Consider the following 16,745-nt stretch of genomic DNA (forward strand, 5'->3'; position numbering starts at 1 on the left):
ATCGACTGTAGGTCCCGCCCGAATTGCGTCACAAAGGGCCGGAAACGCTAAGTCACCTAGGGAAATATTTCGTCACGAAACGCCGGAGGGCCTTGAAGATGCCACCCTCCTGTGCATCCGCGGCGGGTGCGGCCGGGGCCGGTGCGGCGGCTTCCAGGGGTGCCGCTGCCGGTGCTTCCGCAGGGGTCCCGTTCATCGTTGCGACGGCGGCGTCGTACCTGTCCAGCGCGATCTCGGCGAGCACCGGGGACGGCAGCAGGGGTTCGGTCACGACGTCGGCTCCTGCCTTGGCCAGCTGGTCGTGGAAGAAGCCCGGCGCCAGGAGGTAGGAGGCAATCACCACCCTTCCGCCGACGTCGACGGCCCCGGCGGACTCCCCCGCCCCGGCACCTCCTTCAAGTTCCTCCCGAAGCATCGCGACGGCGTCGGGCACTGAGGGCTTGGCCGAGGCACCGTAGGCGGCCACGATCCGGTTGGACCGGAGCTCCTGGAGCTGGCGCAGCAGCTCCTCCACGCTGACGGCGGCGTTGGGGTTGGACGAGCCGGCGGCGGCAAGGACGATGACGTCGTTGTCCGTGGTCCCGGCTTCGCGCAGCCGCTGGTCCAGCAGTCTGGCGAGCCGCGGGTCGGGGCCCAGCGGTGCGGCGGCCGCACTGCCCGGACGGCTCTTCACGGCCCGCGCGATGTCCACCTTCACGTGGTAGCCAACGCTGAGCAGCAAGGGAACCACCACGGCGGCCTCCCCCTCCGGCAGGCCCGCCACCACATCCACCAGGTCCGGCTGCTGGACGTCCACATAGGCTTCCCGGACGTCGAGGCCTGGCCGCAGTTCAGCAATGGCGGCGCGCAGGGCGTTGACCTCCGCGGCCCCCTGTGTGTTGGACGTCCCATGGGCACAGGCGATCATGATGGGGCTGTTCATAGGGGCTAGCGTAACGTTGGAGCCGCCCTGTCCGCCCTCTTTGAAATACCGGGACGCCCCATGACATTCGCCTTTGACAACTCCCCGGTGTGGCTGGATCTGCTGGGCGTGTTTTTCTTTGCCGTCTCGGGCTCGCTGCTGGCGGCGCGGAAGCAGATCGACATTGTGGGATCGCTGCTGCTCGCTTCCCTGGTGGGGCTCGGCGGAGGCGTCATCCGGGACATCATCCTGGCCATTGTTCCGGCGGCCTTCACCAATCCGGCGTACCTGGCCCCGCCGCTGCTGGCCACGGTGCTGGTCTTCTTCCTGTTCTCCAGCGTGCAGCGCTACACGTCCCTGCTGATCCTTTTCGACGCCGCGGGCCTGGCCCTGTTCTGCATGACCGGCACGCTCAAGGCGCTGGCAACGGGCCTTAACCCGGTGGCGTCCGTGCTGCTGGGGGTGACGACGGCGGTGGGCGGAGGGCTGCTGCGGGACATCACCGCCAATGAGGTTCCCGAACTGTTCAACCCCAAGGACATCTACGCGCTGCCGGCTTTTGTAGGGGCTGCCATGACTGCCGTGCTCTGGGTCTTCGGCGTGTTCAACGTCCTCACGGCGGCCGCCATCGCGGCAGTGGTTTTCACGTTCCGGGTCCTGGCGTGGCGGCGTTCCTGGCAGGCCCCCCTCGCAGTCCGCGGGTGGCACCGGCGCGGCACCGGTCCAGGGCTGTGAGTGCTGCCCCGGTGTCATTTTGGGGTGCTCCGCATTGGCTAGGATATGAGCATGACTGACATGTTCCTCGAGAAGTTCCGTGCGCTTGTTCCGAAGTATCTCGAGGATGAATGGCAGGAAGAGGACGGCCTGACCCCGGAGGAACTGGATAAGGCCCTCGCCGGGCACCAGTTCCAGATCCCCTTGGTTTTGCGCGAGTTCTACCTGGCCCTTGGCGGCTGCGAGGACCTCATGGAGGCCTACCACTACTTCTGGGACCCCGAAGAGCTCGAGGTCGACGACGAGGGCTTCCTCATGTTCCTCGAGGACGAAGAGGAACAGTTCACCTGGGGCTTCCGCGTAGGAGACCTCAGCGTCCCCGATCCCATCGTGTACCGCCGCAACAATGCCCGCGGCCAGTGGAAGTCCGAGGAAGGCACCTTCTCCGAATTCGTCTTCGACATGTTCGAGTGGGCGTTCGAGGACGAAGAGGAAGAGTAGGGACTCCCCGCTTCGGCTGGGCTGCCTTGCTGCGGTCCTGGGGCACTGCTGCGGTCCTGGGGCACTTTGACACGGACACGCCGTGATGCCAGCCTGTTTTGCCAACTGTCGCGGCCAAAGTGCCCCGCGACCGCGGGAACTCACCGCGCACTGAATGATCCCCGCCGGCTCTGTTCCAGCACCGCCAGGACCTGGTCCACCATCACCCCGGGATGGTGGACCACATCCGCATAGCCGAACCTCAGGCAGAGACGCCCGCCAACCACTGTGGCATTGTTGCGTGCCCTGTCCTTCTTAACCTGCTTTGCCTCCAGGTGGCTGGCGCCGTCGGTTTCCACCACCAGGCAATCCTCAATCAGGAAGTCCACTTCCCCCACGCCCGGGAGCTCCACGTGCCGGCGGACATGGAGGCCGGCCCTGTGGAAGTGGTAGTTGGCCAAGACTTCCAGGAGCGAGTCCGCCCGCGGAATTACGTGATCCAGGACTGACCGGGCACGGGCGTTACGGTTCCCGGGAAGCTTGCGCCGCAGGAAGTCCACCGTCACATCTCCGCGTTGCGCGGCGCACTGGACCATTACCAGCGCCTCCAGTTCCGGCAGGCAGTGCAGGGCATGGATGAGGACGTCGGCCAGGCCTGCCACCGGCAGCCAGGGATGGACAGGGTGGCGGATCCGGCCGTGGGTGAGGGTGCCCGGCACTGCCTTCCTGTGCCCAGGGCTCAGATGGACCACACCCGCCTTCTCCAGGGTCCACAGCTGATAAACGGGGGCAGCGGAAAGGCAGGTCACGAGCGCATTGTGCTGCAGCGCCAAACCGAGCACGCCGCCTTCCACCGGCAGGCCATAAACACCCCGCCGGACCCTCACGATGAGGCCTGCTGCCAGGAACTTGTCCACCCGCGTTCTGGGGAACCCCGCCCGGTGCAGTGCTGCAGTCCGGGCCACCCCTCCCCGGCGACGGAGAAAAGCCTCAATATCCATGGCTCCACAGTCCCCTGCACCTTGCCGCAAGCGACAGTTCCGGGCCGCGCCATGTGGAGAACCTGCAGTCGTGGGGCACTTCGACACGGACCCGCCGCGGGTTCAGCCCTGTATGCAGGGGCGGCCCTCAATGTGCCCCACGACGGCCGCAAAGGCAGCCCTGAAAAATCTTTGACACCGGCAGTAACAAGGGACTTGCGCATTATGACAAAGCTGTCATAAGCTATTCACGGATCCGCTAAACGCCTCCGGCGGGTCTGATGCGAACGGAGAGATGGCCCCGGTTCACAGCAGCTTCGGTTGTTGAGGACCGGGGCTGTCCCGTTAAGCGGGGGCACAAGAAGAAGCCCGGCACCAACTGGATAAACCAGGGGAACCGGGCTCCTAGAAACCAAGGATCAGCTGGCGCGGTCCACCACGGCCAGCGCGAAGTTGGACAGCGACTCCTTGACCACGCCCTCGGGCAGCGGGGCCAGGGCAGCGATGGCTTCGTCGGCCCAGCGGCGTGCCACCACCCAGGACTGAGCAGTGACAGGGTGCTCGCGCAGCCCGGCCACGGCGGCAGCCAGTGCATCATCAGAGGACAGGTCGCCGTCAATCAGCGTCAAAAGGTCGACGGCGGACTGGTCACCGTCAGCGGCAGCCTTGCGCAGGAGCAGGACGGGCAGGGTGGGAACGCCTTCACGCAGGTCCGTTCCGGGCGACTTGCCGGACTTCACCTTCACGCCGGTTACATCGATGACGTCGTCGGCCAGCTGGAACGCGACGCCCACCTTCTCGCCGTACTCCACCAGGATGTCCTCAAAGGCCTCGTCGGCGCCGGAGAAGATGGCACCGAACTGGCCGGAAGCTGCCACCAGCGAGCCGGTCTTGTCCGCGATCACGGAGAGGTAGTGCTCCACCGGATCCTCGTCAGGGCGGGGCCCCACCGTTTCGTGCAGCTGGCCCAGGCACAGCCGCTCAAACGTGCGGGCCTGGATGCCCAGCGCACGCCCGCCGAGTTCGGACACCAGGATGGAGGCCCGGGCAAAGATCAGGTCCCCGGTCAGGACGGCCACGGAGTTGCCCCATACTTCGTGGGCCGTAGGGGCGCCGCGGCGGAACGGCGCGGAGTCCATAACGTCGTCGTGGTACAGGGTTGCCAGGTGCGTCAGTTCCACCACGACGGCGGCCTGCACCACTGCGGGCAAGGATGCGTCCCCGAGGTGGGCGCAGAGCAGGGTCAGCAGCGGCCGGATGCGCTTGCCGCCGGCTTCCACCAGGTGGCGCGACGTTGCGTCAGCCAGCGGATCCGAATTGGCGATGGCTTCCCGGAGTTTCTTCTCCACCTTGGCCAGGTTGTTGGTGATGGCCGGCCCCAGCTCGGCGTCCCCCGCGATGGCCGCGAAGCCTGCCGGCAGCTGGAGGCCCGTGGCAATGGCGGTGGTGTTGAGGCTGGGTTCGGAGTCCGGCAGGCCGTGCCCGGCGTGCGTCCAGCTGTGGTCTGCGGATTTGGTCACGGGTTAACCCTAACTTTTTGTTGCGGATACCGCTGATTCGGAGCTGACGGGGTATTGGACGTGGCCGGAACCAGCGATTCCAGGACGCGGATCACCCGGTCCTCGAAGCCTTTGGCGGTGGGGTCCGTGAGGTTGGCAAGGAGCCTGACCACGAACCGCATGAGAACTGGGATTGGCATGCCTGTCCGCAGCGCGAGTTTCATGACGGCCGGCTTGCCGATCAGCGCGGCGAAGGCCCGGCCGAGGGTAAAGTGCGAGCCCCACTCGTCCCGCACGTAGTCCGCGTACCGCGAAAGGTGCGCGTCGGCGTCGTACGTTCCGCCTGCTGCCATGGAGCGCGAGGAGGCGTCGATGATGAACTCCGCGGCAAAACGCGCCGACTCCATCGCGTAGGAGATGCCCTCACCGTTGAACGGGGACACCATGCCGCCGGCGTCGCCCAGCAGCAGGAGTCCCGGCGAGTAGTGCGGGGTGCGGTTGAAGCCCATGGGCAGCGCGGCGCCGCGGATCTCCCCCACCTGGTTTTCCGGTGTGAAGCCCCAGTCGGCGGGCATGCCGGCGGTCCATTCACGCAGGACCTGCTTGTAGTCGAGCTTGCCGAATTCCTTGGAGGAGTTCAGGATGCCCAGGCCCACGTTGGAGGTGCCGTCGCCCACGCCGAACACCCAGCCGTAGCCGGGCAGCAGCTTGCCGTCACGGCCGGGAAGTTCCAGCCAGCCTTCCATCCAGTCGTCGTCGGTCCGCGGCGAGGTGAAGTAGGTGCGGACGGCGACGCCGAGCGGCCGGTCGTCGCGCTTCTGGATGCCGAGTGAGACAGCGGTGCGGGTGGAGTTGCCGTCGGCGGCCAGGACGACGTCGGCACTGAAGTCGTGCGTCTGTCCCGTCTTGCGTCCGGACTCGTCAAGGAGCGCTGCGCGGACCCCGGTGACCCGGCCGTCGTCGTCCCGGAGGGCATCGGTGACGCTGTGCCGCTCGAGAATGGTGGCACCCGCGGCCTGGGCGTGCCGGGCCAGTTCCTCGTCAAAGCCAAGCCGGGTGCGGATCAGGCCGTACTGCGGGAAGTCGGACACCTCGGGCCAGGGCAGTTCGATGGTGCGGCCGCCGGCGATCAGGCGCAGGCCCTTGTTCCGCCGCCAGCCGTCGTTCTCAGGGTGCGGCAGGCCGAGCTTCTGGATCTCGCGGACGGCCCGGGGCGTGAGCCCGTCGCCGCAGACTTTCTCGCGCGGGAAGCTGGTTTTCTCCAGGACCGTGACATCGAGGCCGGCCTTGGCGAGGTAGTACGCGGCGGTGGATCCGGCAGGGCCGGCGCCGACAATCAGTACCTTCACAGGTCAGCGGACGATGTTGCGGCGCAGCTTGGCCACCGGGCCCTTGTGGGCGGCGATGGCGGCCGCGCCGCCGTTGGACGGCGAGGCGGGCTTGAAGGCGCGGTGGACTGCCACGATGCCGCCGGTCAGGTTGCGGTAGGTGACATTCTCCCAGCCGGCCTCCTGCAGCCAGGCGGCCAAGTGGTCCTGGTCCGGCCAGGCACGGATGGACTCGGCCAGGTAGACGTAGGCGTCGGGGTTGGAGGCGACCTTGACCGCGATGGCCGGCAGGGCCCGCATCAGGTATTCGGTGTACATGGTGCGCCACAGCGGGACCACGGGCTGGGAGAACTCGGCGATGACCAGCCGGCCGCCCGGCTTGGTGACGCGCAGCATCTCCAGCAGCGCCTTCTTGGGCTCGTTCACGTTGCGGAGGCCGAAGGAGATGGTGGTGGCATCGAACGTGTTGTCAGCGAACGGCAGGTTGGTGGCGTCACCGGCAATGAAGTTGATGTCCGGGCGGCGGCGCTTTCCCACCTTGAGCATGCCCAGGGAGAAGTCGCAGGCCACCACGTCTATGCCGGCGTCGGCATATGGCTCGCTGGAGGTCCCCGTTCCGGCCGCGAGGTCCAGGACGCGCTGGCCCTTGGAGACTTCCATCGCCTCCACCACGATCTTCCGCCAGCGGCGGGTCTGCCCCATGGAGAGGACATCGTTGACGACGTCGTATTTCGGTGCGACGTCGTCAAACATCGTGGCTACTTCGTCCGGACGCTTATCCAAGGATGCTCGGTTCACCATGACATTGTCTCAAATGTTCCCGGGCGTGCTGACCAGCCCTTTTTTGCCCACTCAAGCCTGCATCAGGGTGCCGGGGAGGCCACCGTGTACGCGGGAGTAGTGTTGTCTCATCATGACGAGCACGTTCCGCACCTTGACAGTCCCCCTGGATGGCAAAGCGTTCCCCGGGGGGCTGCCTTCGTTTCTGGTCAGGGACGATGTCCTGTGCTGGACCCGCAGGGAAGCCGGGCTGGCCGGGTTTGGCGAGATTGCCCGCTTCACTGCCACCGGGCCGGACCGGTTCCTGGAGGCGGACATCTGGTGGCGGCACCTGGTCCTCGAGGCTGAGGTCGCGGACTCCGTGGAGCTGCCCGGCACTGGCCCCGTCGCCTTCGGCTCCTTTGCCTTTTCCAAGACTTCCGCCCACGAGTCGCGGCTGATCGTGCCCGAGATCGTGGTGGGCGTCCGGGACAACCAGGCATGGCTCACGCAATTGACGTTCGACGACGGCCAGCTCACCGAAGAGTCAGCCCTCGCCGCACTGGACCGCTGGCTCAGCGGTGCTCCCGCCGAAGACCCGGACGTTGAAGGCACGACGGCGGCAGCGGACTCCGCCGGGGACGCTTCCCTGGGCGGCGTGCCCGGCAAAGCCCGCGGCGCCGTCGTACGCCCCCTCCCCCTGGCGGCCGGCGCAACGCTGCACACCGGTTCCCTCAGCGAGGAAGCCTGGATGGAGGCCGTGGCCGCCGGTGTTGCCGAGATCCGCACGGGTGCACTGGAGAAACTGGTGCTGGCGCGGGACGTGGTGGCTACTATTCCTTCCGGCGTACATGCTGCGGACGTGCTGCGTGAACTGGCCGCAAGGTACCGCGAATGCTGGACCTACGGCGTGGACGGGCTTGTCGGCGCAACGCCCGAGATGCTGATCCAGGTGGAGGGCCGCACAGCGCAGGCCCGCGTGCTGGCCGGCACCCTGGACCGCCGCGACGCGCACGGCGAGGACGGCCCGCCCATGGATTATGCAACCCGCGTGCTGGCCGGTTCCGAGAAGCAGCGGCACGAGCACGAGATTGCCATCCAGTCCCTGACCAAGCAGCTGGCGCCGTTCTCGGAAGCCATGAACGCGCACGATGAGCCCTTCATCCTGGAGCTGCCCAACGTGTGGCACCTGGCCTCGGACGTCAAGGCGGAACTCACCGAGGTGGAGGGCCACGTGCCCACCTGCCTGGCCCTGATCAACGCCCTGCACCCCACGGCAGCTGTCTGCGGAACTCCCACGCTGGTGGCGGGCGAACTGATCCGGAAGCTGGAACATCTTGACCGCGGCCCCTACGCCGGTCCGGTGGGCTGGCTGGACGCTGCCGGGAACGGCGAATGGGGCATCGCCCTGCGCGGTGCGGTCATCGAGTCGACCGACACCGTGAGGCTATATGCCGGCTGCGGCATCGTTGACGGCTCGCAGCCCAAAGCCGAGCTGGCCGAAACGTGGGCCAAGTTCCGGCCCATGCTGGAATCGCTGGGCATCAAGAGCTGATTTTCCCCCGGATTGGGTACGAGGTCTGGGATTACAGACTCTTCCCGCTCCTAAAGGCTTGCTTTTGCCCCCGCTACAGTTATCCAATAGTGAAACTTAGTTGCGTGTGACGTACCTCTCTTGTTGAGCGTTACACTATAAGCCGCGTTAGTACCTCATAGCCCCTGCAACAAAAGGTAAGAAATGCAGACTCCCCGTACCCTCCTGGGCACTTCCAAGCTGACCGCTGCCACCATGATCGCCATCAGCGCCCTGGCCCTCTCAGCATGCACGAACGCCTCGGAAACGGGTCCCTCCGGCGCGGCCACGTCCTCAGGCAAGGCCAGCGCGAGCTTTGATCCGTCCACGGTTAAGAAGGACGACGCCCTCGCTGCCATGGTCCCGGACACCATTAAGTCCAAGGGCACCATCACGGTAGGCTCCGACACCAGCTACGCACCGGCCGAATTCCTGGGTCCGGACGGCCAGACTCCCGTGGGCTACGACGTGGACATCGCCAAGGCCATCGGCGCCACGCTGGGCCTCAAGGTCCAGGTCCAGACTGCCGAATTCACCGGCATCCTTCCGGCCCTCGGCCCCAAGTACGATCTGGGCATCTCCTCGTTCACCATCAACCCGGAGCGACTGGGCGCCGTGAACATGGTCAGCTACTTCAACGCCGGCACCGCCTGGGCCGTGCAGAAGGGCAACCCCAAGAAGTTCTCCCTGGATGATGTCTGCGGCAAGTCCATCGGTGTGCAGACCGGCACCGTCCAGGAAGACCCCGATCTTTCCGACCGCAACAAGAAGTGCGTCGCAGACGGCAAGAAGCCCATTGACATCGTCACCCTGAAGAACCAGACGGATGTCACCACCCGCCTGGTAAACGGCAGCATCGACGCCATGACCGCCGACTCCCCCATCATCGGCTACGCGCTGACCCAGACCAACGGCCAGCTGGAGAAGCTGGGCGACGTCTACGATTCCGCTCCCCAGGGCATTGCTGTGGCCAAGGCTGACACCGCCTGGGCAGAGGTCATCCAGAAGACCGTCACCAAGCTGATGGAAGACGGCTCCTACAAGAAGATCCTTGAGGGCTGGGGCAACTCTGAGGGCGCCATCACCAAGTCCGAGGTCAACCCGGCGGTCAAGTCTTGAGTTTTCGCGTTACCGACGACAAGTCAGGCGTGCATATGGAACACCCTCAACACCGGGATGCGCCGGTACTGAACAAGTCAGTGCCGGTGCGCCACCCCGGCCGGTGGATCAGCGCCGCCATCATCCTCCTCCTGGTCGCAGGCCTTCTTCAGAGCCTGTTCACCAACCCCAACTTCCGTTGGGACATTGTGGGCACCTACATCCTGGACGTGAAGGTTGTCCAGGGCGTGGGCTGGACCCTGCTGCTGACCGTGGCGTCGATGGTTCTGGCGATTGTCCTGGCCATCCTGCTGGCAGTCATGCGGCAGTCCGACAACCCCGTGTTCCGCTGGTCCAGCTGGGTCTGGGTGTGGTTCTTCCGCGGAACACCGGTCTACACGCAGTTGGTGTTCTGGGGCCTTGTTACGGTTCTCTACCCGGCCTTCACGCTGGGGATCCCGTTTGGTCCTGAACTGTTCAGCTATGCGCTCTCCGATCCCAGCAAAGGCCTGATCCCCGCGATCCTCGGCCTCGGCCTGAACGAGTCGGCCTACCTGGCGGAAATCTTCCGGGCCGGCCTCAAGTCCGTGGACAGGGGCCAGCAGGAAGCCGCGGAGGCGCTCGGCATGTCCAAGGGCAAGATCATGTGGCGGATCATCCTGCCGCAGGCCATGCGGATCATCGTGCCGCCCACAGGCAACGAAACGATCGGCATGCTGAAGACCACCTCGCTGGTCCTCGCCGTCCCGTTCACCCTGGACCTGACCTTCGCCACCAACGCCCTCGCCAACCGCATCTACCTGCCGATCCCGCTGCTGATCGTTGCCGCCTTCTGGTACCTCCTGGTCACCAGCATCCTGATGGTCGGCCAGCACTACCTTGAGGCCTACTACGGCAGGGGCGTGGACAACCAGGCCCCGGCAGCCGGCGTCAACCCGGCTGCTGCCAAAGCCTCCGGTGCGGGTGCTGACGCGCACCACTCAATGAAGACGGACTTCCCCGAGGAGAGTGCACGATGACGATCACAGCCGAAAAGCCGCTGGTCAAGATCGAAGGCCTGCACAAGTACTACGGGCACCACCATGTGCTCCGGGGCATCGACATGACCGTCAACCAGGGCGAAGTGTCAGTGGTGATCGGGCCCTCGGGTTCGGGCAAGTCCACCATGCTGCGCTGCGTGAACCTCCTGGAAACTATCAGTGCCGGGCGGATTTCCGTGGGCGGTCAGTTGATCGGCTACCGCGAGGTCAACGGCCGGCTCCACGACCTCAAGACCAAGGAAATCGCCGCCCAGCGCCGGGAAATCGGCATGGTGTTCCAGCGGTTCAACCTGTTCCCGCACAAGACCGCGCTCCAGAACGTCATGGAAGCACCGGTGCATGTGAAGGGCCAGTCGAAGGCTGTAGCGCAGAAGCGTGCCCTTGAGCTGCTGGACCGGGTGGGGCTGGGCGACCGCGCCGGCCACTACCCCTCCCAGCTCTCCGGCGGCCAGCAGCAGCGCGTCGCCATCGCCCGGGCCCTGGCCATGGAGCCGGAGCTCATGCTCTTTGATGAGCCCACCTCGGCCCTGGATCCGGAGCTGGTGGGCGACGTCCTGAACGTGATGAAGGACCTGGCCAAGTCCGGCATGACCATGATCGTGGTCACCCACGAGATCGGCTTCGCCCGCGAGGTGGGTGACACGCTGACGTTCATGGACGGCGGCGTGGTGGTGGAGTCGGGCGATCCCCGCGAGATCATCGCCAACCCGCAGCATGCGCGCACCAAGGAGTTCCTCAGCCGAGTGCTTTAGCTTGGTCCGCTTTCGAAGCCCAAATTCCCTGGCGCTGCCGTTATCTCGGTAGCGCCAGGGAATTTGTGCTTCCAGAGGGAATATGCGCGTCGAGGACGTGCGCACGCCCCCAGGCGCTTACCGGCCGGCCAGCACGCCCTCAACTGCCGCGGCCACCGCTTCCTTGATGCGGGCGTGGAGCTGCCGCAGCTGCCGGCGGTCCGTCCGGACCTCCACGATGCTGCGCCCCTGCACAGGCCGGGCCAGCGCTTCGGCGAGTCCCGCCGTCGTACTTACCAGTGAATGTGCGACGCCGTACGCTGCGGCGAGTGCCGCGATGTCCACTGAGTGCGGGGTACCGAAGAGGCGCTCGACGACATCCCCGTAGCGGCCGCCTTCCTGGACTCCCCCGTGCTCCAGCAGCCCGAAGATGGCGCCACCGGAGTCATTGAGGACCACGATCCGCAGGTCCGGCTGCTCCTCCCCCGCGCCGAGGAGGAGTCCGCCGGCGTCATGGAGGAAGGTCACGTCGCCCATGAGGGCGGTGGTCTCCTGCCGGCCGCCCAGGGCAATGCCGGTTGCTGTGGAAATGGTGCCGTCGATCCCGGCAAGGCCCCGGTTTGCGTAGACGGTGGCGGACGGATCAGTGGCGGGCACGCCGGCCAGGTCCACATCCCGGATGCCATTGGAGGACCCCAGCAGCAGCTGGCCGCGTGCATGCTTCCAGACCTGTGAGGCAACGGAGGGGCCGGTGGCGGCGGCCTCTGCGGAGACCACCTGGTCCAGGGCATGCTGGGCAGCAGAGCCGGCGAGCAGCCAGGTGTCCAGCCAGGCGGAGGTGCCCCGGCCGGCGAAATCGGCGAGGTCGGCCAGGTTCTCCAGCGGCAGCTCGGTGCGCCGGCCCGGCTCGTACCACGCGACCGGAACCGGCTGGTACAGGGCGGATTCAACATCGTCGCGGGCCAGCAGCGCGGCCACGGGACGGGACAGGGTGGGCCGGCCGAACAGCACCACTCGCTCAACCGGCTGCGCCGATCCGGGTCCGAAATGCTCCAGCAGCAGCCGGTACGGGCCCACGGCGTTGGGTCCGAACCGGGAATTGGAGGACGGTTCGGCGAGCAGCGGCAGGTTGTGGGCGCGGGCGAACGCCTCGGCCACCGGGCCGGCGTCGTGCCCTGCCAGCACCACGGTGCGCCGCTCCGGCAGGCTGTCCGCTGCCGGGGGCAGGTTCATGACCAGGGGCTCGGTGCCCACCCGGTAGCGCGTCCGTTCCACCGCCTCCGGCAGACCTTCTTCGGGGGACGGGACCAGGGGGTCGCGGAACGCGAGGTTCAGCTGGACCGGGCCTGGCGGCAGGTCCGGGAAGGCGCCGGTTGCCGCGGAAAGCCCGGTTTGAATGGCCCGCTCCGGACTGGTTCCGGCGGGTATGTCGGCCGCGAACCGGACCTGGTCACCGAACAGGTCCGGCTGCACGGTGGTCTGGTTGGCGCCGGTTCCGCGCAGCTCCTCCGGCCGGTCCGCGGACAGGACGATGAGCGGTACGGCGGCATGGTTGGCCTCCATCACCGCCGGCATCAGGTTTCCGACGGCGGTCCCGGACGTGGTGAGCACGGCTGCGGGCGAGCCGGTGGACAGGGCCAGGCCCAGGGCCGTGAACCCGGCGGACCGTTCGTCGATCCGGACCAGCAGGTCCACCCGGCCGGCCGCGGAGGCCTCGGCCAGGGCGTACGCCATGGGGGCCGACCGGGAACCAGGCGACACCACCACGTGCCGCACGCCGCCGTCGAGCAGGACGTCGACGGCGATCCGCGCCGCAGCCAGGGCGCTCAACTGGGCTTCCGGGTCATCCCGGTCGGGGAATCCAGGGGCGGCCCCCGGGGCAGGTTCGTTCGGCAAAGTCACCCAACCAGTCTGCCACCCACCGACGCCCGCTCATGTATGGCAAACAATCTCCCAACCCCCGCTCACCTTTGGTCGCCCAAAACCAAACGCCCGCTCACCTCCGGGCCCCATTAGGAGTCAAAGGTGAGCGGGCGTTTCCAGAAAACCCGTCAAAGGTGAGCGGGCGTTTCCAGTCTTAAGGAAGACTAGCCGCGGAACACCTGGACCACCGCGGGACGGGGCGCGCGCACCTGGCCGGGTGCCGGCGTCGTGCCTGCCGGGACGTAGTCCGGGAAGTAGGAGTGCGGCGCCTCGAAGGTGCCTTCCTCGCCCGGGTGCTGCACGGAGACGAACACCATGCGCTCGTCGTCGTGGATGACCGGGCCGCAGGTTTCGGCGTCGCGGGGAACGGAGAGGAACTGCTCCACCTTGCCGCGCTCGGCGCCGTCCAGGGTGACCTTGAAGAGGCCGTCGTTGTAGCCGATGCCGGACGGCGCGCCGTCGGTGGAGATCCAGAGGTTGCCCACGGAGTCGAAGGCCACATTGTCCGGGCAGGAGATGGGCGAGACCTTGTCCGCCGGGTAGCCGGAGAAGTAGGTGACATCGCCCTGCGCCGGGTCGCCGCAGACCATCAGGAGGGTCCAGTTGAACTTGGTGGAGGTCTGGTCGCCGGTTTCGGTGATTTCCACGATGTGCCCGTCGCGGTTCTGGGTGCGCGGGTTGACTTCGGTGGCGCCCTCCTTGGTGCCGGTGCCGCGGTCCGAGTTGTTGGTGCAGACCACGTAGACCTTGCCGGTGTGCAGGCTGGGCTGGACGTCCTCGCACCGGTCCATTTTGGTGGGTCCCACCTTGTCCGCTGCCAGTCGGGTGTACACCAGGACCTCCTCGACGGACATGCCGGGCACGGCTGACTTGCCGCCGACCACCAGGGGCAGCCATTCGCCGGTACCGTCGAACGCGCCGTCGGCGGGAAGCGCCCCGGTTCCGGTGATCTCAGCAGCGGGAGAGTTGCCGGTGAACTTGGCGACGTACAGATCGCCCTCGGACAGCAGGTCCATGTTGTGCCTGCGGTCGCCCTCACGGTACTTCTCCGCCGAGACGAACTTGTAGAGGTAGTCGAACTTCTCGTCGTCGCCCATGTAGGCCACCACGTGACCGGATTCGGCCACGATCACGTTGGCACCCTCGTGCTTGAAGCGGCCCATCGCGGAGCGCTTCTTGGGCGTTGAGGTGGGGTCGAAGGGGTCGACTTCCACGATCCAGCCGAAGCGGTTGGTTTCGTTTTCGTAGCCGGCGTTGCGGGTGTCGAAGCGGGGATCGTCCAGCTCCCACTTGCGGGCGGTGGGCTTGGCGGTGAGGCCGTAGCGCTTGTCGCTGGCGGAGGTGCCGCCGGCCACGAAGTAGCCGTTGAAGTTTTCCTCGCCGGAGAGGATGGTGCCCCAGGGGGTGGTGCCGCCGGAGCAGTTGCCGAACGTGCCTTTGATGGCGCGGCCGGAGGGATCGGCGACGGTCTTGACGAGCGCCGAGCCGGCGACGGGGCCGGTCAGTTCGTAGGTGGTATCGGAGAGGTAGCGGCGGTTCAGCGGGGCGCCCTTGACGTAGCTCCACGGCTTGGTGGTGTTCTTGCGCTCGAGTTCCACCACGGCCAGGCCGTGCGCTGCGCGGCCGATGGCACGGGTTTCGGCGGCGTCGTAGCCGGCCGGGACCATGATGTTCTCGTTGGTGTATTCGTGGTTGGTGAACAGTACCGCGCGGCGGCCCTTGCTGCCCGGGATTTCCACGATGTCCGTGTAGTCGTTGTTGTAGCCGAACTGGCGGGCCTGGGCTGCGGCAGTCTGGTTGTTGAGGTCGAAGTCCGGCGAGTCAGCGAACAGCGGGTCGCCCCAGCGGATGATCGGCTGCCAGGTGAAACCTTCCGGAACGGTGAAGGCGTCGACGGCTTTGTCCACGGGCTTGATGGCGGTGAACTGCAGCTTGGAGTTGCCGAAGCCTTCCTTGGCGGCCTTGGACAGGCCCGCAGCGGAGGCGGGTTCGGCGGAGCTCACCGCGGAACCGAGGACGACGGCGAGTGCACCGGCGGCTCCCATGCCCAGGGCGGCGCGGCGGGACAGGGTGGCGGAGGCGATGTCGCGGAAGTAGCTGTTGGAGCTGGTGTTGCAGACGTCGCCGGCGCAGGCGTTGTCGCACTTGAGCGCGCAGGTGACGGGGCTGCGCTTGCCCTTGGTATGGCCGAGCATGGGCAGCAGGGTGAACTTGCGGGCAGTTTCAGACATGGGAACCTTCCAAGAATTCTCGCTGGGGTGCCCGATCACCCTTCCAGCCGGTTCCTACAGGAAGCCATCAATTGGATGAAGTTATGGTGAACCGCCCGTGACCTGCAGGAACGTTTCATCCGTCAATGCAGGTGGTACCGCCCGTTCCGTGGGTTGGCTGAACATGCCGCGGCTGCTTCCCGCTGGCGGTGGCGGACTTAAAATTGGAGTGCTGGGCGGACGGCGCCATCAGAGGTTTGGCCGGACACGGCGCTGCAGGCGGCCCAAACACGTCACCCTGTCCAGAGCGGATGCCCCGGCATGAGCACGAACAGACCTGCCTGGCGGCGGGCGGTCTTCGCCGCCGTCCTCGCCGTGACCGGCTGCACCTACACCCCGGACGAGCCCGTCCCCTCCCCAAGCTCCCCCAACCCCTTCGGTTCCCTTGAGAACCAGGTGAAGCTGTTCATGAACGACGGCGCGGTGGCCACCGTCGTGCAGGTCAAATGGCCGGAAGGTGAGTGGTCCAAGGCCTTTGGCATGCGCGACCTTGAAACGAGGACCCCGGCACAGGCCACCGACCGTGTGCAGATCGCCAGCGTCACCAAAACGATGACGGCCGTGGCAGTACTCAAACTCGTCGACGACCACCTCATCGGCCTGGACGACCCCGTAAACGATGTCATCCCCGGCTTCACAGCACTCAAGCCTCCGGGCCCCATCACGGTGAGACAGCTGCTCAGCCACACGTCTGGCATGCCGGAGGCCAACGATGCGTTGCCGCGCGACGTCGACTTCCGCCCAAGTGTTTCCCGGACGATGACGATGGAGCGGGGTTTGCAGCTGGCCGGCACCCTCCCGTGGGATGGGTCCAGCGTCGGCTCCTTTAGGTACTCGAACACGAACTACCTCGCACTCGGCCTGCTTATCCAGGAACTGCGGCATAAGCCCTTTACCAGCGTCATGCGTGAGGAGATCTTTGGTCCGCTTGGTTTGAAGAGCACCACCCTGGACCACCTCGACCCGCTCGAATCCGGGCTTCTCCACGGCTATGTGACCCTCCGGGGTGAGCGGATCGATACCACTGACAACATCTTCAGTGCCGGTTCGCCGGCCATGGGCGCCGTTTCGACAGTGGAGGACATGAACCACTTCATGGCGGCCCTTTTCCAGGGCCGGGCAATCTCCGCCGCGTCGTTGGGCGCGATGACGGCGAAGACCGTCTTCTCGCCGTACGGGCTGGGCCTCTGGGAACACGCAGATGGCTGCTCGCCCCAGCCGCGCTACGCGGGCAGGGGGCTCTTCTGGGACTATCAGACTGTGGCGGTCAGCAGCAGCGACGGGCGCTACCAGGCCGCGATGACCGTCACCACCCCGCCGCTTCCGACAGAGCTGGAGGATGAGTCCACCCAGAACATGCGCGAACTCCTGGTCGGCCAAATCGAGTCAACCCTTAACGAGGCCCTTGACCGGCTGTGCGCGCCGGCAAAATGAGGAAACACCACTCCC

Annotated in this window: 14 protein-coding genes; 7 read left to right on the top strand and 7 right to left on the bottom strand. The window is 66.4% G+C overall.

Features of this window, described 5'->3' with window-relative positions:
* Window positions 1-52: 52 nt before the first annotated feature.
* Window positions 53-922: a sirohydrochlorin chelatase gene (locus FB478_RS13360; RefSeq protein WP_018769001.1), complete on the bottom strand. Its 870-nt coding sequence runs from the start codon at window positions 920-922 to the stop codon at window positions 53-55.
* 60 nt (window positions 923-982) lie between these two features.
* Between FB478_RS13360 and FB478_RS13365 the strand changes: the two genes are divergently transcribed.
* Complete coding sequence (locus FB478_RS13365) at window positions 983-1,636, top strand: trimeric intracellular cation channel family protein (RefSeq protein WP_144600827.1); 654 nt, start codon at window positions 983-985, stop codon at window positions 1,634-1,636.
* A gap of 51 nt (window positions 1,637-1,687) precedes the next feature.
* Complete coding sequence (locus FB478_RS13370; protein WP_056392997.1) at window positions 1,688-2,116, top strand: hypothetical protein; 429 nt, start codon at window positions 1,688-1,690, stop codon at window positions 2,114-2,116.
* Window positions 2,117-2,256: 140 nt separating this feature from the next.
* Here FB478_RS13370 and FB478_RS13375 read toward each other — a convergent pair whose 3' ends face one another.
* The 4 genes from FB478_RS13375 to FB478_RS13390 form a co-directional block, all read right to left on the bottom strand.
* A complete protein-coding gene (locus tag FB478_RS13375) occupies window positions 2,257-3,096 on the bottom strand; it encodes a type IV toxin-antitoxin system AbiEi family antitoxin domain-containing protein (protein WP_144600829.1) in 840 nt (279 codons plus the stop codon).
* A gap of 398 nt (window positions 3,097-3,494) precedes the next feature.
* Complete coding sequence (locus FB478_RS13380) at window positions 3,495-4,595, bottom strand: polyprenyl synthetase family protein (RefSeq protein ID WP_056392994.1); 1,101 nt, start codon at window positions 4,593-4,595, stop codon at window positions 3,495-3,497.
* Window positions 4,592-5,923: a geranylgeranyl reductase family protein gene (locus tag FB478_RS13385; RefSeq protein ID WP_056392992.1), complete on the bottom strand. Its 1,332-nt coding sequence runs from the start codon at window positions 5,921-5,923 to the stop codon at window positions 4,592-4,594. Before FB478_RS13385 ends, FB478_RS13380 begins: the two co-directional genes overlap by 4 nt.
* Before the next feature lie 3 nt (window positions 5,924-5,926).
* The gene (locus FB478_RS13390; RefSeq protein ID WP_261377409.1) at window positions 5,927-6,700 is read right to left on the bottom strand and encodes a demethylmenaquinone methyltransferase; all 774 of its coding nucleotides are present in this window, start codon (window positions 6,698-6,700) and stop codon (window positions 5,927-5,929) included.
* A 115-nt stretch (window positions 6,701-6,815) separates the two neighbouring features.
* Between FB478_RS13390 and FB478_RS13395 the strand changes: the two genes are divergently transcribed.
* The 4 genes from FB478_RS13395 to FB478_RS13410 all read left to right on the top strand — a co-directional run bounded on the left by FB478_RS13395 (window position 6,816) and on the right by FB478_RS13410 (window position 11,124).
* Window positions 6,816-8,216: an isochorismate synthase MenF gene (locus tag FB478_RS13395; protein WP_144600833.1), complete on the top strand. Its 1,401-nt coding sequence runs from the start codon at window positions 6,816-6,818 to the stop codon at window positions 8,214-8,216.
* 183 nt (window positions 8,217-8,399) lie between these two features.
* Window positions 8,400-9,353 (top strand): ABC transporter substrate-binding protein, encoded by a 954-nt coding sequence (locus FB478_RS13400; protein ID WP_018768629.1) that lies wholly within the window; start codon window positions 8,400-8,402, stop codon window positions 9,351-9,353.
* A 35-nt stretch (window positions 9,354-9,388) separates the two neighbouring features.
* On the top strand, window positions 9,389-10,351 hold the full coding sequence (locus FB478_RS13405) for an amino acid ABC transporter permease (RefSeq protein WP_144600835.1): 963 nt from the start codon (window positions 9,389-9,391) through the stop codon (window positions 10,349-10,351).
* Complete coding sequence (locus tag FB478_RS13410) at window positions 10,348-11,124, top strand: amino acid ABC transporter ATP-binding protein (RefSeq protein ID WP_144600837.1); 777 nt, start codon at window positions 10,348-10,350, stop codon at window positions 11,122-11,124. The genes FB478_RS13405 and FB478_RS13410 overlap by 4 nt, the downstream gene beginning before the upstream one ends.
* Window positions 11,125-11,241: 117 nt before the next feature.
* On the opposite strand, the gene menD is transcribed toward FB478_RS13410, so the two are convergent.
* Together menD and FB478_RS13420 are read right to left on the bottom strand one after the other, a co-directional pair.
* The gene (gene menD, locus FB478_RS13415; protein ID WP_144600910.1) at window positions 11,242-12,999 is read right to left on the bottom strand and encodes a 2-succinyl-5-enolpyruvyl-6-hydroxy-3-cyclohexene-1-carboxylic-acid synthase; all 1,758 of its coding nucleotides are present in this window, start codon (window positions 12,997-12,999) and stop codon (window positions 11,242-11,244) included.
* 191 nt (window positions 13,000-13,190) lie between these two features.
* Window positions 13,191-15,257 carry a PhoX family phosphatase gene (locus FB478_RS13420; protein WP_144600839.1) on the bottom strand — a complete coding sequence of 689 codons (2,067 nt, stop codon included), beginning with the start codon at window positions 15,255-15,257 and terminating at the stop codon, window positions 13,191-13,193.
* 300 nt (window positions 15,258-15,557) lie between these two features.
* On the opposite strand from FB478_RS13420, the gene FB478_RS13425 reads away from it, so the two are divergent.
* On the top strand, window positions 15,558-16,730 hold the full coding sequence (locus FB478_RS13425; protein ID WP_144600841.1) for a serine hydrolase: 1,173 nt from the start codon (window positions 15,558-15,560) through the stop codon (window positions 16,728-16,730).
* Window positions 16,731-16,745 lie beyond the last annotated feature (15 nt).

It is taken from the genome of Arthrobacter sp. AG367 (assembly GCF_007828995.1).
Taxonomy (GTDB): Bacteria; Actinomycetota; Actinomycetes; order Actinomycetales; family Micrococcaceae; genus Arthrobacter.

Bases quoted from the DNA above. Each gene is read 5' to 3' on its own strand.
- FB478_RS13420 (WP_144600839.1), bottom strand. From the start codon at position 15,257: ATGTCTGAAACTGCCCGCAAGTTCACCCTGCTGCCCATGCTCGGCCAT.
- FB478_RS13395 (WP_144600833.1), top strand. From the start codon at position 6,816: ATGACGAGCACGTTCCGCACCTTGACAGTCCCCCTGGATGGCAAAGCG.
- FB478_RS13400 (WP_018768629.1), top strand. From the start codon at position 8,400: ATGCAGACTCCCCGTACCCTCCTGGGCACTTCCAAGCTGACCGCTGCC.
- FB478_RS13375 (WP_144600829.1), bottom strand. From the start codon at position 3,096: ATGGATATTGAGGCTTTTCTCCGTCGCCGGGGAGGGGTGGCCCGGACT.
- FB478_RS13425 (WP_144600841.1), top strand. From the start codon at position 15,558: ATGAGCACGAACAGACCTGCCTGGCGGCGGGCGGTCTTCGCCGCCGTC.
- FB478_RS13370 (WP_056392997.1), top strand. From the start codon at position 1,688: ATGACTGACATGTTCCTCGAGAAGTTCCGTGCGCTTGTTCCGAAGTAT.
- FB478_RS13405 (WP_144600835.1), top strand. From the start codon at position 9,389: ATGGAACACCCTCAACACCGGGATGCGCCGGTACTGAACAAGTCAGTG.
- FB478_RS13360 (WP_018769001.1), bottom strand. From the start codon at position 922: ATGAACAGCCCCATCATGATCGCCTGTGCCCATGGGACGTCCAACACA.
- FB478_RS13410 (WP_144600837.1), top strand. From the start codon at position 10,348: ATGACGATCACAGCCGAAAAGCCGCTGGTCAAGATCGAAGGCCTGCAC.
- FB478_RS13365 (WP_144600827.1), top strand. From the start codon at position 983: ATGACATTCGCCTTTGACAACTCCCCGGTGTGGCTGGATCTGCTGGGC.